Raw genomic sequence first — 15,242 nt, 5'->3', positions numbered from 1 at the left:
TCTGCCAGGTCATTGCCAATTAGTCGCTTTAGCACACGAATAAGTTTCTATTAGTTTTCAATTTCTATTATTTTTTTCATTTTCTCTTTCTGGACTCGACGGAAAACAGAAAAAAGCCGTTGGCGCTTTGCAGCACCAACGGCTTAAGGTAATTTTTAGTACATCTTCAAGTATTGCTCGCGTTCCCACGGGTGGACGCTTGTGCGGAACATATCCCATTCGATTTCTTTCGCTTCGACGAAATTGTTCAAAATGTGGCTTCCCAATGCTTTTGTCATCACTTCATCTTTTTGCAATTCCTGCAAAGCGTTGTAAAGTGTGCTCGGAAGATCTTCGATTCCCACTGCTTCACGCTCTTTTTGGTTCATTGCATAGATATTGCGGTCTACGGCATTGGGTGGAGTCAGTTTTCTTCTGATTCCATCAAGGCCTGCGCCAAGAAGAACAGCCATCGCTAAGTATGGATTAGCTGCCGGATCGACTGAACGCACTTCTACACGTGTAGACAAACCGCGTGATGCTGGAATACGCACTAACGGGCTACGGTTCTGGCCTGACCATGCAATATAACAAGGCGCTTCATAACCTGGCACAAGACGTTTGTACGAGTTTACAAGCGGGTTTGTTACAGCTGTAAAGCCTTTCGCGTGTTCAATGATTCCAGCGATGAATTGGTAAGCTGTCTCACTCAATTTCATTTCGCCGTCTTCATCCAGGAATGTGTTGCGATTTCCATCAAACAAGGAAAGGTTCATGTGCATTCCTGAACCGCTGACACCAAATAGTGGTTTCGGCATGAACGTAGCATGAAGGCCATGTTTACGGGCAATGGTCTTAACAACCAGCTTAAAGGTTTGGATTTCATCACATGCTTGTACGGCATCTGCATATTTAAAGTCGATTTCGTGTTGTCCTGGTGCCACTTCGTGGTGGGAAGCTTCGATTTCAAAGCCCATTTCTTCCAGTTCAAGAACGATGTCGCGTCGGCAGTTTTCGCCCAGGTCCATCGGTGCCAAGTCAAAATAGCCGCCGTGGTCATTCAGTTCAAGAGATGGTTCGCCTCTTTCATCAAGTTTGAACAGGAAGAATTCCGGCTCTGGTCCAAGGTTGAAATGCGTAAATCCTAGCTCTTCCATTTCCTTTAATACACGTTTTAAGTTTGTACGTGGATCTCCAGCAAATGGCGTGCCATCTGGGCTGTAAATGTCACAGATTAAACGTGCAACTTTTCCTTTTCCTGTGATCCAAGGGAATACAACCCATGTATCCAAGTCAGGGTATAGGTACATATCAGATTCTTCAATGCGTACAAAACCGTCAATGGACGATCCATCAAACATCATTTTGTTGTCGAGTGCTTTGTCCAATTGGGATGTCGGTATTTCAACGTTTTTGATGACCCCAAGAATATCTGTAAATTGCAGACGGATAAAATTAACGTTCTCTTCTTTTACTAATCGTTGAATGTCTTCTTTTGAATACTTGCCCATGTTCTCTTCACTCTCCTATAAATATTGTATGTAACCCCATCTCATTTAAAGAAACGGGTTAAATCACTTTGTCTGAAACCGCCTTTTTCAAAAGGACGGGCTTGGTGCTTCAATTCTTCGCGCAATAGTTTGCGCAACTCGGCATCGCTTAAGTTTTTCGGCTCTGCCTTTTCGTTTTTAGGGATTTCTTTTGTATCATATAATTTCTTGATGCCTGCAATATTCAGTCCCTGATCCAAATATTCTTTGATTTCGAGAAGTGTATCCACATCATTCAGGGAAAACATACGCTTGTTGCCTTCGGTACGGGCAGGGTTGATCAACTCATGCTCTTCATAATAACGAATTTGCCTGGCGGTCAATTCCGTCAATTGCATAACTATGCTGATTGGAAGAAGCGGCATCGTTCGTCGCACCCGGTTCGTCATAAGTTTCACCCATTTCACATAATTGCTACTCTTAAAGCATACATCATGTCAGATTACCTGTCAACAACATGTTATGTTTTCTTACATTAAAATTTCCCGTATGCTCCATACGGGAAATCATTTAAATTAACTTCAATTTTTTTAATGCATCTACTGAATTCAATACGGCAATTTTTACATGTTCATACGTAAGACCGCCTTGAACGAATGCTGTATAAGGTGGACGAATCGGACCGTCCGCAGTCAGCTCGATACTGGATCCCTGCACAAATGTACCGGCAGCCATGATGACATCGTCTTCATAGCCCGGCATGTAAGCTGGTTCAGGCGCAAACTGCGCATTGACCGGTGAACTCGCCTGAATGGTTTGGCAAAACGCAATCATCTGTTCCGCATTCTGAAACGACACTGATTGAATCAAGTCGGTCCGTTTGCCGCTCCAATGAGGCGTCGTCACCATGCCAGCCTGTTCCAGAAGCGCTGAAGTGAAAATGGCCCCTTTTAACGCTTGCGAAACAATATGCGGTGCCATAAAAAAGCCCTGATACATATCAGGCAGTGCATTAAGAGAAGCACCCGCCTCTCCACCTATACCCGGAGACGTCATCCGGTAACCGCATTTTTCGATTAAATCCTTTCTTCCTGCGATATATCCGCCGATTTTCGCCAATCCGCCTCCCGGATTTTTGATTAACGAGCCCGCAATCAGATCCGCACCCACTTCAATCGGCTCCTGCATCTCCACAAACTCGCCATAGCAATTATCGACAAAAATAACCGCATCCGGTTTTATCTCACGAACCCGGACTATCATCTCTTCAATTTCTTCTATTGTAAATGAAGGGCGTGTATCATATCCTCTGGACCGCTGGATGGCAATGACTTTTGTTTTGTCACCGATTGCATTTTGAGCAGCGCCCCAATCAATTTTATTGTCAGGATCCAAATCAGTATGTTGGTAGCTGATACCGAAATCCCTCAACGACCCGGTATCTTTTTCTCCTCCTGAAACGATGGAATCCAAGGTGTCATAGGGTTTTCCTGTAAGGTAAAGCAACTCATCTCCCGGCCGCAAGATACCGAATAATGCAATTGTGATGGCATGGGTGCCAGAGATAATTTGAGGCCGCACGAGTGCCGCTTCCGCTTTAAAGACATCTGCGTAAACGCGTTCCAGCGTATCGCGCCCTTCATCATCGTAGCCATAGCCCGTTGACGGGTTGAAATGGTGATCACTGACACGCTGGTTATGGAAAGCATCCAGCACTTTCTTCTGATTAACGTATGCAATTTCATCAGCCAGCTGGAGCTGTAGTTGGATAGTTTCTTCTATTGTCCTAATCTGTGTATGCATGCAATTCTCCATTCTGTTAAACTTCTCATCTTATTATGAGGCACGACTTGAAATAGCGTCAAATTCTGATACAATTCATAGAGTCGTACGCGAAGGGGGATAAAAGGCTATGGCTTGGGAAGTACTGAGCGCCATTGGAACGATTGCTTTTGCAATTTCCGGGGCCATTATTGCAATGGAAGAAGAATACGATATTTTCGGCGTGTACCTTCTTGGCGTAGTCACTGCCTTTGGAGGCGGTGCCGTCCGGAATTTATTGATTGGCGTGCCGGTTTCGGCGCTGTGGGAACAGGAGTTTATGTTTCAGCTAGCCCTTATCTCTATCACGATTGTGTTTTTATTCCCGCATAAATTGCTTGGCCATTGGAATCGCTGGGGCTATTTCTTTGATGCAATCGGATTGTCGGCGTTCGCCGTACAAGGTGCCATTTATGCGGTCGATTTGGAATTGCCGCTTTTTGCAGTGATCGTTGCAGCAGTCCTGACAGGATCCGGAGGAGGAATCATCCGCGACTTGCTGGCAGGCCGTAAGCCATTGGTTTTGAAAGCGGAAATCTATGCGGTCTGGGCTGCTTTGGCGGGATTGTTTATCAGCTTTAATTTAGTGCAAACTGACCTGATGCTCTATTCTTTGTTTGTGCTGATTACAGCCTTGCGGATTCTCTCTTATACATTCAAATGGAGATTGCCTGCCCGCAAAATCCAAACTTCATGAAAACAGACCACTCGGCTAAATTTCCCGGGCGGTCTGATTTTTTATGTTATGCGATTGTCTCGCCGTTCCAGGCAGTCATGCCGCCTTCGACGTTAATTGTATCGATGTTGTTTGATTCCAAAATCCCACATGCCATTTCGCTGCGGCGGCCTGCACGGCACACCATATGATATTCTTTCCCGGCATCCAGTTCCTCGATGCGGTCTGCCACTTCCCCCAGAGGAATGTGCTTAGCTCCAGGAATCATTCCCGCAGCCACTTCGTCCGCTTCGCGAACGTCAATGATGTTCAGTTCTTCTCCAGCTTCTACTCGTTGCTGTAATTCATCTGCTGTGATGGTTTTCATACATACGCCTCCTGAATGTAATTCCTTTTCCACTGAAAATGCTATACCGTCAAAAGCCACCTGTCAACCAGAAAAGCTGAAGCAGCCGTCTAGACCCGACAGGCATAAGGCGCTTTGGCTGTGCAGCATCTTTTCAGCTGCATTGCCGGAGTGACTTATGACCCCGAGGGGCTGGCTGCTGAAGCTGAACATCAAGAAAAGCTGAAACAGCCGTTTAGATTGGACAGGCATAAGCCATTTCGGCAAAGCGACAGAAAACTGAAACTAAGCCCAATAAAAAACCGGACTGCAACGGCAGTCCGGAATCTCCCTTACTCTTCGTGTTCGATCGCTACAGCTTTTGCTGGAGAAAACGTTGAGATAGCATGTTTATAGATCAATTGCTGCTTGCCTTCCGTTTCGACCAGCACCGTAAAGTTATCATAGGATTTAATGGTTCCTTTTAATTGGAAGCCGTTGAGTAAAAAGACAGTTACATAAATATTATTTTTACGAAGCTGATTCAGATAGACATCTTGGATATTGATTGGTTTCATGAAAATCCCCCTAATTCTCTACTTGTATTAAATTTTGTTGTCAGTTTATCAATTCGACAGTCTCTGTCATTTTCCTGCATGAAGGCGATTATTTCCTGCAGATTCTTTTCGGGATCTGCCAATGCATCAATCCAGAATATCGGTAATTTGTTCTTGAAATAAGTAAATTGCCTTTTGGCATACTTCCTTGAGTTTTGTTTGAGTTTTCGAACCGCTTCTTCACGGGTTGCCTGCCCGTCCAAATAAGCGTAGATTTCTCTATAACCAATGGCTTGAATGGATTGGACATCCCGTACGCCCCTGTTTCGCAATGACTCAACCTCAGCAATCAGGCCTCGCCCAAGCATCACCTCTACACGCTGATTGATGCGCTCATAAAGGATATCTCTCGAAATATCCAAGCCGATGATCAGTTCATTGTACATAGGCGATAATGCTAACTCCCGGTCACCTTTTTTCTGGCCGCTCATCAGGATTTCAATAGCACGAATAACCCTGCGTGTATTATTGGGATGGATGTCCGAATCTGGGTCAAGTGCCAGCAATTTCCGGTGCATGTTGTCAGGACCCAGTTCCTCCAGTTCCTGATGCAGACTGTCTCGAAGTTCCTGGTCCACTGCTTCCTCCGAGAATCGGTAATCAAACAAAACCGCCTGCACGTAAAGTCCAGTGCCGCCAACAATAATCGGCAGCTTGCCGCGCGATTGAATATCTGCAATTTTTTCGCGTACCAGCGTTTGGTATTCAGCAACAGAGAAACTTTCGTCCGGATTTTTAATATCCAGAAGATGGTGAGGAATCCCCTGCATTTCTTCCGGCAAAATCTTCGCCGTCCCTATCGTCATGTCCCGATAGATCTGCATCGAGTCCCCATTAATGACTTCCCCGTCCAATCGCTTAGCCAGTTCGAGGCTCAATGCCGTCTTGCCGGATGCGGTCGGGCCAACGATGGCTATTACATCAATCATTTCCGCACATCCAATCACCGATCAGCTCAAAATGAAAATGGCGATCAATTTCGTTCAACAATTCATGGCGTCCTTGCTCCGCAAGATAAATTTTGACGTTCTTCATGCCTGCTTTATCGAATTGCTTTGCTGAACTGAAAACCCCTTTTCCATTGCCGCCAACAGGATCCATTGCGCCGCTGATCAACAGCACCGGCAAGTCTTTGCGGATGCGGTCAATTTCGGACGGTTTGTTGATGAGGGCCAAGCCTGAGAACAAATCCACATAAAACTGATTGGTCGATTCAAAACCGCACCAAGGATCCGCTTCGTATTTTGCAACCGCTTCTTTATCACTCGATAGCCAAGCACTCGCTGAACCTTCGTCGCCAAAAGGTTTATTGAAACTGCCGAAGGTCATTTTACCAAGAGTCTTACTGGGCTGCTGTTTGCCTTGCATTTTTGCAGAGGCCAATGCCACAGCCAACCCCATTTTTCCGGAAGCCCCCGGGTTGCCGCCTGTGCCTGATAAGACGACCCGGCTGATGTCTTCGCTGTAAAGCTGCATATAACGCCGGGCCACAAATGACCCCATACTGTGGCCGAATAAAATAAGCGGCAAGTTGCCGGTTGCCTGCTGGACTTCAGTGATGACTGAGCGGGCATCTTCAACGACTTCGTTAAAACCGTCATGATCTGCAAAATAGCCTTGCACACCGTTGCGTTCCGCAGTTTTCCCATGGCCGCGCTGATCATGGCCGGAAACAATAAACCCCCGCGATGCCAAATACTCAGCAAACTCTTCATAGCGGGCAATATGTTCTGCCATTCCATGAATGATATGGACATGTCCGATTGGGTTTGGCGGTTCATAGCATACATAATAAAGTTCGTGTCCATCAGACACATGCATATAATCTTTGCGTACCTGCATTCTCCACACCCTTCCTCACTGAGTCATATCACCTGTTCTTTATACTTACCCAAAACTCTCCAAACTGAGACACCTAATTCATGACTCGCTTGAACATTTTTTCAACATCATAGGTTTTGAAATGAATGATTACAGGACGTCCATGCGGACAAGTAAACGGCTGTTCCGCTTGCTTTAAATCCGCCAACAGCCGCTCCATGTCATGCTTCTGCAAAAAATGATTCGCTTTGATCGACCGCTTGCAGCTCATCATGATGGCTGCGTCTTCACGCAACTTTTTAACATCGACTTTGCGTTCTGTCAGGACCTGTTCAATTAAGTCTTCGATGACTTCCTGTTCGAAGCCTTTCGGGAACCAGGTCGGGTATTCACGCACAATGAATGACGTATCGCCAAACTCCTCGAGAAACACCCCGCTGTCTGCCAGCACATTCAAATTTTCCTTTAACCGCAAAGCTTCATCGCGGCTGTAATGGAACGTCAACGGCAAGAGCAGTGATTGGCGCTCATTGCTGTCGATATCGCCCACTTTTTCGCGAAAATATTCGTATTTGATGCGCTCCTGTGCCGCGTGTTGATCAATGAGATAAAATCCGTCATTGCTTTGCGCCACAATATAAGTGCCGTGGATCTGCCCCACTACTTCCAGCTCAGGGAATTGCGGGCTGTCATCTTCTTCACGTTCCGGCAATGGCTGCAGCACTTCCTTGACCGGTGCGGCTTCCTCGGATTGCCGGCGAACCGGCTCCACTTCTTTTTCAATCGGCAGTTCGCTCCAGTCCTCCGCGGCCCTCTCAGGCAAAGGCTGCTTCGGCTCCTGGACTGTAAAGGAACTTTTCCACAGATCCAGTTGTTTGGTCGGCGCCTGCTTTACTGGTTTTGGTTTATCGATGACGGGTGCACGAACGACCGTACTGATCGTCCGGCGGATCGTTTCATGAATCAATTCCATCAATTCTTTTTCTTTGCTTAACCGAATCTGCAGTTTCGCCGGATGGACATTGACATCTGTCAAATAAGGATCGCCTTCAATATTCATCACCACAATCGGCTGCCGCTCAAGCGGCAAAAAGGTATGATAAGCGCGGTGTACTGTATTGGTGATCGCGTAATGTTTTACCCAACGGCCATTGACGAACAACGAAATATAGTTTTTATTGGCACGGGTGATTTCGGGTAGTGACGCGTAACCTGATATCTTATAATCATGCGATTGACCCTCAAAGGGCACCATTTTCTTGGCGATGGCCACTCCGTAGATATCTGCCAGTACACGCTTAATTTCTCCGCTGCCGGCTGTTTGCAGAATGGTTCTGCCGTCATGGGTCAATTTGAAGGCGATGGCGGGATAACTCAATGCAAACCGGTTCAGCAAGTCGATGGTATGGCCCAGTTCCGTTTGCAGCGTCTTCATGTATTTCAAGCGCGCCGGCGTATTAAAGAACAATTGATCGATTTTAATGTCGGTTCCTTTTCTCAAAGAACCGGCACGATGCTCTGTCAGGCGTCCGCCTTCCATTTGTACAAACGTCCCACTTGTTCCATTGGATGTGTGCAAAGTCACTTTGGAGACCGAGGCGATACTGGCCAGCGCCTCTCCGCGGAATCCAAGCGTGCGGATCCGGAACAAATCATGTTCATTGGCAATTTTACTGGTAGCGTGGCGGGAGAACGACAACAATGCATCGTCGGCATCCATTCCCACACCATTGTCGATGATCTGGATGGACGTCAGTCCGGCTTCGATCAGCAGCACTTCAATTGCTGTACTGCCGGCATCGATGGCATTTTCCACCAATTCCTTAACGACCGAAGTCGGGCGTTCGACCACTTCACCAGCGGCTATTTTATTGGATAAAGGTTCGTCCATCAAACGAATGACGCCCATGATTTCACTCCTTATTAATCAGTTTTTGCTGCAATTCGTTAATGAGCTGCAACGCTTCAAGCGGTGTCATCGCGGCAACTTGCACATCCGTGATGGTCTGAAGGATTTCATCTTTTTCGGTATCCATCTCATCAAAGAAGGATAACTGTTCAATGTTTTTTGGCTGTTGCTTTTTATCTTGTTCAAATGTTTTCAGCAGCTCGCGTGCGCGTGCCAATATCGGTTCCGGCAAGTTCGCAAGCTCCGCGACATGGATTCCGTAACTCTTATCCGCCGGGCCTTTTTTCACTTTGTGGAGAAACACCACTTTGCCCGATTGTTCCATTGCCGCCACGTGGACATTATGAAGCTTATCAAGCGTACCTTCCAACGCCGTCAGCTCATGGTAATGCGTGGAAAACAACGTATTAGCCCCGATTTCACGGTGGATGTATTCAATCATCGATTGTGCCAGTGCCATGCCATCGTAGGTCGAGGTGCCTCGGCCGATTTCATCAAACAGCAGCAAGCTGTTTTTGGTCGCGTGGGTGATGGCATATTGCGATTCCAGCATTTCAACCATGAATGTACTTTGTCCGGACACCAAGTCATCAGCTGCCCCGATGCGCGTGAAGATCTGATCGACGATCGGCAGATTTGCGGATTCAGCCGGTACATAACTGCCGATCTGGGCCAAAACAATCGTCAATGCCACTTGCCGCATATACGTACTTTTACCCGACATGTTCGGTCCGGTGATCAACAACATGTTCTGGCCTTCTGCGAGCACGCAATCGTTCGGCACATAATGCTGCTTGTTGAGCATTTTTTCCACAACCGGATGCCGTCCTTCGATGATGGAAATTTCATTGGCATCGTTAAAATCAGGTTTAACAAAACGATATTTTTCCGCTACATTGGCGAAACTCAGGAAGACATCCAGCCCGCTCAAGGAGGAAGCCAATCGCTGAATACGAGAAATGTATTGTTTGACTTCATCTCTGATCGCTACGAATAAATCATATTCAAGTGACAGACTTTCTTCTTCAGCTGTCAAAATCAACGCTTCTTTTTCTTTCAGTTCAGGCGTTGTATAGCGTTCAGCGTTCGCCAGCGTCTGTTTGCGGTCATAACGTTCCAAATCCGCTAAATGCATATTCGCTTTGGACATTTCAATGTAATAGCCGAATATGCGGTTGTACCCGATTTTCAGGGATTTGACTCCTGTCAGTTTACGTTCCTTCTGTTCTAGTTCTGCAATCCAGTCTTTGCCGTTGCGTGAAGCATCCCGGTATTCATCCAGTTGCTGATTAAAGCCATCACGGATGACGCCGCCTTCTTTTGAAGACAAGGGTGGATTTTCACTGATGGCCTGCAGCAATTCACAGACCTCGATGCAGCGATCCAGTTTTTCACTGAACTCCACCAATGCCGGATTTCCCGAATTGGCCAATTCTTCAATCAGCACCGGCACTTTCTCAAGCGAGCTCCGAAGCTGCGCCAAATCGCGCCCACTGGCGCTCCCAAAGGCGATACGGCCGGATAGGCGTTCCAAGTCATAGACTTCCTTCAACAGCCCCTGAAGCTCTACACGCACGAAATATTGATCGATCAATGCGGCCACCATGTGCTGGCGTTCTTCAATCATCCGTTTATTCGCTAAAGGCTGGTGCAGCCACTGCTTTAATTTCCGGCTGCCCATCGCTGTAACGGTCTCATCCAAAAGCCACAACAAAGTGCCTTTTGTTTCACCGCCACGGATCGACTGCAGCAATTCCAGGTTGCGCTTCGAGTGGAAATCGATGCTCAATAATTGATTGTTCTCTTTGTAGGCAAACGCTTGAATGTGATCAAGTGATTGCTTTTGAGTCCGCGCAATATACGCCAGAAGACGGTGGCAGCTCATGTGCAGGTCATTCGGACAGTTAGCCACAAGCGAAGGGCTTAACGGAGCCGCTTCTTCCATCGTTTCGATAGACAGCACCAGGTCCTGCTCTTCTTCGGTCAATAAGACAAATAACTGCTCGGAAACTACCAATTCACGGATGTTCAACGATTGAAGTTCCTGAAGAAGGGCTTTTTCTGTCCCCATTATGTATGTAGCTGTTGCTTCGCCTGTACTGATATCAACATACGATAGCCCGAAGCCATCCGATAACTCGTCAGCAGCTGCAAGGAATACATTCGATTTGGAATCGACGCTTTTCCCTTCTGTATGCGTACCTGGGGTAACAAGGCGCACCACTTCACGCTTGACCACTCCTTTGGCCGTTTTCGGATCTTCCACTTGTTCACAGATGGCCACTTTATGGCCTTTCAGTATTAATTGATCGATGTAATTCTTCGCTGCATGATGGGGAACGCCGCACATGGGAATTCGGTCATCTCCAGTGCCTCCGCGGCTCGTCAGCGTAATTTCCAAAATCTGCGATGCGTTGATGGCATCATCATAGAACAACTCATAGAAATCGCCCATACGGAAAAATAAAAACGCATCCAGGTATTCGGACTTTATTTGAAAATATTGTTGCATCATTGGTGTCGGTGCCATTTTAAAACCTCTTTCAAATCGATTCGTCGTTTCTCTATTATACCAAAATTCAAAGGGGAAAAGAAAAAACTGAAAGAGCTTTGGCTCTTTCAGTTTAATGCTGATGGAAAAGTTATGAGTCAGTGTTGGTATTCAACACACGGCCGTTTCCGCTTTTCTTTGTCCAGCTCCAGCGATCGGCCCCTCGGGGTCATAAGTCAACCCAGCTGCGTGGCAAAGCGCGCCACTCTGCTGGCCTGTCTTATGCCTGACGGAGGTCCACAGGATGTGGATCAGGTAACCGTTGCGACAGGACGTCGCGTACTTAGGTTACCTTCCTTAAATGATCGTTTCCGCTTTTCTTTTTGTCCAGCTCCAACGGCCAGCCCCTCGGGTCATAAGCCACTCTGGCTATGCGGCTGAAAAAACGCCGCTTCGCCAAATCGTCTTATGCCTTTCGGAGCTGAACGGCCGTTTCCGCTTTTCTCTTGTCCAGCTCCAGCGATCAGCCCCTCGGGGTCATAAGTCCCTCTGGCAATGCGGCAGAAGAGATGCCGCACAGCCAAAGTGCCTTATGCCTGTCAGGACTACACGATCGCTTCCGCTTTTCTATTAATCGCAGCTTCCTGGTGTGTCGTTGCGGACTTTTGATCCAGTTTCGCCACGCAACAAGTCGCCGCCTGTTTCTGTGATGATGTTGTTTGTCACTTGGTTAGCGATGGCTGTTGAGACCATCTGCAATAAAGAGTTGACGTCACTTTGCGATTGTTTGAATTCCTGGACAATCGGCACAGCGTCAATTTCTTCTTCAATTTTAGTGATTTTGCCTTCAATCAAAGTCAATGCGCGTTCTTTACCGTATGCCTGGAAGTTGACTGCTTGTTTCTGCAAGCTCTTCAAGCTGGCGATTTTTTCGCGGATTTGTTGGTTCTCGTTAATTTGTGCTTCCGCGCGTTTAAAGAAATCCACTTCTTCTGTTGCTGCGATCATATCTGCTACTTCACGTGCTTTGTCGATGATTTCCTGCTTTGTATACGTCATTTATAGACACCCACTTCTTGGTCTGATACGACTTCCATAAGTTCACCGTTCAATGACCATGTTTTAGTTTTAGTAATTCTTGATGCGCCATGCAGTGCGGACGTGAATAGTTGCATACTGCATTCTTCACTATTGCCACTGAATCTGATTGTACAGGTAAATGGATATGGCAGACAAGATTTCCGCCTTGTACAAGCAATGCCTTCAATTATTCGCTGAAAGTTTTAGTCGCACGATGAAAAGAAGACAATGCATGGACAAGTTGAAAGTATTGCCTTGACTTCTATTGCATAAAAACTTTCATTCGATACCTTATTATACTGAAAATCACGCATGTTCTACAAGGCGTCTGCTCGAATTGTCGGTGTTTCGTCAAGAAGCTGCAGATTTAGCCTTGGAACGGATAATCTTCATTGATATATACACGTTCAAATGATTTTGCCTTGCCCGATTGGTCGTCCACTTCCGTAAAGAATCCACTGACCACTGACCGGCCGCGTTTCGGCACTTCAAAACGCGTCGGCATATTGGTTTTGAAACGGTAAAGTACGGCATCTTTATTCATGCCGAGTATTTCATCATATGGACCTGTCATCCCGACATCCGAGATATACGCTGTGCCATTTGGCAAAATACGTGCATCGGCAGTCTGAACATGCGTATGGGTTCCCACTACAACGGAGGCACGGCCATCTAAATGCCAGCCCATGGCGATTTTTTCACTGGTTGCTTCTGCATGGAAGTCCACAAACACTAACGGAGAAATTGCTTTGGCTTCCTCTATCAGCTCGTCTGCTTTTTGGAAGGGATCTTCATGCGGCGGCAGGAAGACGCGGCCATGCAAGTTGATGACAGACAAGGTTTGGCCATTTTTCGTCACAGTCGCCATGCCACGGCCAGGTGCTTCGTCCGAAAAATTAGCGGGACGGATCAAGTAATCCACTTCATCAATAAAATCAAAAATCTCTTTCTGGTCCCATGTATGGTTGCCCATCGTCACCATGTCCACTCCCATGAACAGTAAATCCTGATAGATAGCTTTAGTGATGCCGCGGCCTGCTGCGGCGTTCTCGCCATTGGCGATGATGACATCCGGCGAATACTTTCTTTTCAATCTCGGCAAATATGACTCCAATGCATCTCTTCCGATTGATCCTACAATATCTCCAATAAATAAAATTTTCACAAACTCACCTTTTTCCATAAGAAAAAGGCTTCTTTGAATAGACATTCATCGAAGCCTCACCCTTATTATTTTGCGTATTCAACTGCTCTGGTTTCTCTGATGACCGTCACTTTGATATGACCTGGATAATCCAGCTCTTCTTCAATCCGTTTCCGGATATCACGGGCCAGACGATGCGCCGTCATGTCATCGATCTGTTCAGGGCGAACCATTATGCGAATTTCGCGTCCCGCTTGAATGGCGAATGATTTCTCAACACCTTCATACGATTCGGAAATTTCTTCAAGCTTCTCTAAGCGGCGGATGTAATTTTCCAGTGTTTCGCTTCGTGCACCTGGACGAGCGGCAGACAATGCATCTGCTGCTGCAACGATGACCGAAATGATTGAAGTCGCTTCGGTGTCGCCATGGTGAGAGGCAATACTGTTAATGACAACCGGATGTTCCTTGTACTTGGTTCCAAGTTCCACACCGATTTCCACGTGGCTTCCTTCCACTTCATGATCAATCGCTTTACCGATATCATGCAGAAGGCCGGCACGTCTGGCAAGTGTAACATCTTCTCCAAGTTCTGCTGCCATCAAGCCTGACAAGAATGCAACTTCCACAGAATGCTTCAGTACATTTTGTCCGTAACTTGTGCGGTAGCGAAGGCGCCCAAGAATTTTGATCAAGTCAGGATGCAGGTTATGTACACCTACGTCAAATGTGGTTTGTTCACCAATTTCACGAATTTGTTCATCCACTTCGCGTCTTGACTTCTCGACCATTTCTTCGATGCGTGCAGGATGGATACGGCCATCTGATACAAGTTTTTCAAGTGCCAATCGCGCCGTTTCACGGCGGATCGGGTCGAATCCTGATAGAATAACCGCTTCCGGCGTATCATCGATGATTAAATCGATTCCTGTTAAGGTTTCAAGCGTACGGATATTACGTCCTTCACGCCCGATGATACGACCTTTCATTTCATCATTCGGCAAGTTGACTACCGATACGGTAGTTTCTGCTACATGGTCTGCTGCGAAACGCTGCATCGCCAATGACAAAATGTTTTTCGCTTTTTTGTCCGATTCTTCTTTGGCGCGGGCTTCCGATTCTTTCATCATTACAGCAATATCAGTTGAAAGTTCTTTTTCAACGTCCTGCAAGATGATTGATTTCGCTTCTTCGCGTGTCAAAGATGAAATGCGTTCCATTTCGGACTGCTGCTGTCGGACTAACTCCTCAGCTTTGCTTTCCATCTGTTCAATATGCTGTTGTTTTTCTGCGAGCGCTTCGTCTTTGCGTTCCAGACTCGCTTCTCTTTTGTTTAAAGCATCATCCTTGCGATCTAAATTTTCTTCTCTCTGCAACAACCGATTCTCTTGTCTTTGTAACTCAGATCGGCGTTCCCGAATTTCAGATTCTGTTTCAGTACGCAATTTATGATTTTCGTCTTTCGCTTCCAATAAGGCTTCTTTTTTCAGCGCTTCAGCTTCTCGTTTTGCATCTTCGACTATTTGCTCCGCAGAGTTTTTAGCGCCTGCAATATTGGAATCGTTAGCTTTTTTCAATGCAAAATATCCAACAACCACACCGACGATGATACCAAGCAAAGCGAAGATGAACTCGTTAATACCCATTCGGACACCTCCTCTTGCTATTGATTTTTTTCAGTTTAAAAGATGAATAAGTAAAAATTTTTTCAACTGCAACTATTTAAGAATTAGTAAATTATACAATTTTAATTGTATAGATGGACTTATGTCGTGTCAACCAAGAAAAGCGCAAGCGATCGTGTAGCCCTGACAGGCATAAGGCACTTTGGCTGTGCGGCATCTCTTCAGCCGCATGGACAGAGGGACTTATGACCCCGAGGGGCTGAT

The 15,242-nt window shown here is 46.4% G+C and carries 13 protein-coding genes; 1 reads left to right on the top strand and 12 read right to left on the bottom strand.

The window, feature by feature from the left end:
• Positions 1–155: 155 nt before the first annotated feature.
• From glnA to H9630_RS03950, 3 genes are all read right to left on the bottom strand, one after another.
• Positions 156–1,490, bottom strand: coding sequence for a type I glutamate--ammonia ligase (gene glnA, locus H9630_RS03960; protein WP_191714167.1), 1,335 nt, complete (start codon positions 1,488–1,490; stop codon positions 156–158).
• A 41-nt stretch (positions 1,491–1,531) separates the two neighbouring features.
• Positions 1,532–1,918 carry a MerR family transcriptional regulator gene (locus H9630_RS03955; RefSeq protein ID WP_191714166.1) on the bottom strand — a complete coding sequence of 129 codons (387 nt, stop codon included), beginning with the start codon at positions 1,916–1,918 and terminating at the stop codon, positions 1,532–1,534.
• 121 nt (positions 1,919–2,039) lie between these two features.
• Positions 2,040–3,272 carry a methionine gamma-lyase family protein gene (locus tag H9630_RS03950; protein ID WP_191714165.1) on the bottom strand — a complete coding sequence of 411 codons (1,233 nt, stop codon included), beginning with the start codon at positions 3,270–3,272 and terminating at the stop codon, positions 2,040–2,042.
• A gap of 109 nt (positions 3,273–3,381) precedes the next feature.
• Between H9630_RS03950 and H9630_RS03945 the strand changes: the two genes are divergently transcribed.
• Positions 3,382–3,987, top strand: a complete 606-nt coding sequence (locus tag H9630_RS03945) for a trimeric intracellular cation channel family protein (protein ID WP_191714164.1) — start codon at positions 3,382–3,384, stop codon at positions 3,985–3,987.
• Positions 3,988–4,033: 46 nt separating this feature from the next.
• Here the strand turns inward: H9630_RS03945 and H9630_RS03940 are convergent, their stop codons facing one another.
• The 9 genes from H9630_RS03940 to rny all read right to left on the bottom strand — a co-directional run bounded on the left by H9630_RS03940 (position 4,034) and on the right by rny (position 14,999).
• Complete coding sequence (locus H9630_RS03940; protein ID WP_191714163.1) at positions 4,034–4,333, bottom strand: rhodanese-like domain-containing protein; 300 nt, start codon at positions 4,331–4,333, stop codon at positions 4,034–4,036.
• A 311-nt stretch (positions 4,334–4,644) separates the two neighbouring features.
• Positions 4,645–4,869 carry an RNA chaperone Hfq gene (gene hfq / locus H9630_RS03935; protein ID WP_146556690.1) on the bottom strand — a complete coding sequence of 75 codons (225 nt, stop codon included), beginning with the start codon at positions 4,867–4,869 and terminating at the stop codon, positions 4,645–4,647.
• Complete coding sequence (miaA, locus tag H9630_RS03930) at positions 4,866–5,852, bottom strand: tRNA (adenosine(37)-N6)-dimethylallyltransferase MiaA (RefSeq protein WP_404825525.1); 987 nt, start codon at positions 5,850–5,852, stop codon at positions 4,866–4,868. The genes hfq and miaA overlap by 4 nt, the downstream gene beginning before the upstream one ends.
• Positions 5,830–6,750, bottom strand: a complete 921-nt coding sequence (locus H9630_RS03925; RefSeq protein WP_191714161.1) for an alpha/beta hydrolase — start codon at positions 6,748–6,750, stop codon at positions 5,830–5,832. The genes miaA and H9630_RS03925 overlap by 23 nt, the downstream gene beginning before the upstream one ends.
• Positions 6,751–6,823: 73 nt before the next feature.
• A complete protein-coding gene (gene mutL / locus H9630_RS03920) occupies positions 6,824–8,638 on the bottom strand; it encodes a DNA mismatch repair endonuclease MutL (RefSeq protein WP_191714160.1) in 1,815 nt (604 codons plus the stop codon).
• Positions 8,639–8,642: 4 nt separating this feature from the next.
• A complete protein-coding gene (gene mutS, locus H9630_RS03915; protein WP_191714159.1) occupies positions 8,643–11,168 on the bottom strand; it encodes a DNA mismatch repair protein MutS in 2,526 nt (841 codons plus the stop codon).
• Between the two features lie 591 nt (positions 11,169–11,759).
• Positions 11,760–12,188, bottom strand: coding sequence for a RicAFT regulatory complex protein RicA family protein (locus H9630_RS03910; protein ID WP_191714158.1), 429 nt, complete (start codon positions 12,186–12,188; stop codon positions 11,760–11,762).
• Between the two features lie 388 nt (positions 12,189–12,576).
• Entirely contained in the window at positions 12,577–13,374 is a 798-nt protein-coding gene (locus H9630_RS03905) for a TIGR00282 family metallophosphoesterase (protein ID WP_191714157.1), read from the bottom strand.
• A gap of 65 nt (positions 13,375–13,439) precedes the next feature.
• Positions 13,440–14,999, bottom strand: coding sequence for a ribonuclease Y (gene rny / locus H9630_RS03900; RefSeq protein ID WP_191714156.1), 1,560 nt, complete (start codon positions 14,997–14,999; stop codon positions 13,440–13,442).
• Positions 15,000–15,242 lie beyond the last annotated feature (243 nt).

Source organism: Planococcus wigleyi (assembly GCF_014836985.1).
In the GTDB taxonomy this organism is placed as follows: Bacteria; Bacillota; Bacilli; order Bacillales_A; family Planococcaceae; genus Planococcus; species Planococcus notacanthi.
The sequence above is the reverse complement of the archived record's forward strand: the minus strand, read 5'-3'. Positions and strand labels throughout refer to the sequence as shown.

Bases quoted from the DNA above. Each gene is read 5' to 3' on its own strand.
- glnA (WP_191714167.1), bottom strand. From the start codon at position 1,490: ATGGGCAAGTATTCAAAAGAAGACATTCAACGATTAGTAAAAGAAGAG.
- H9630_RS03955 (WP_191714166.1), bottom strand. From the start codon at position 1,918: ATGACGAACCGGGTGCGACGAACGATGCCGCTTCTTCCAATCAGCATA.
- H9630_RS03950 (WP_191714165.1), bottom strand. From the start codon at position 3,272: ATGCATACACAGATTAGGACAATAGAAGAAACTATCCAACTACAGCTC.
- H9630_RS03945 (WP_191714164.1), top strand. From the start codon at position 3,382: ATGGCTTGGGAAGTACTGAGCGCCATTGGAACGATTGCTTTTGCAATT.
- H9630_RS03940 (WP_191714163.1), bottom strand. From the start codon at position 4,333: ATGAAAACCATCACAGCAGATGAATTACAGCAACGAGTAGAAGCTGGA.
- hfq (WP_146556690.1), bottom strand. From the start codon at position 4,869: ATGAAACCAATCAATATCCAAGATGTCTATCTGAATCAGCTTCGTAAA.
- H9630_RS03925 (WP_191714161.1), bottom strand. From the start codon at position 6,750: ATGCAGGTACGCAAAGATTATATGCATGTGTCTGATGGACACGAACTT.
- mutL (WP_191714160.1), bottom strand. From the start codon at position 8,638: ATGGGCGTCATTCGTTTGATGGACGAACCTTTATCCAATAAAATAGCC.
- mutS (WP_191714159.1), bottom strand. From the start codon at position 11,168: ATGGCACCGACACCAATGATGCAACAATATTTTCAAATAAAGTCCGAA.
- H9630_RS03910 (WP_191714158.1), bottom strand. From the start codon at position 12,188: ATGACGTATACAAAGCAGGAAATCATCGACAAAGCACGTGAAGTAGCA.
- rny (WP_191714156.1), bottom strand. From the start codon at position 14,999: ATGGGTATTAACGAGTTCATCTTCGCTTTGCTTGGTATCATCGTCGGT.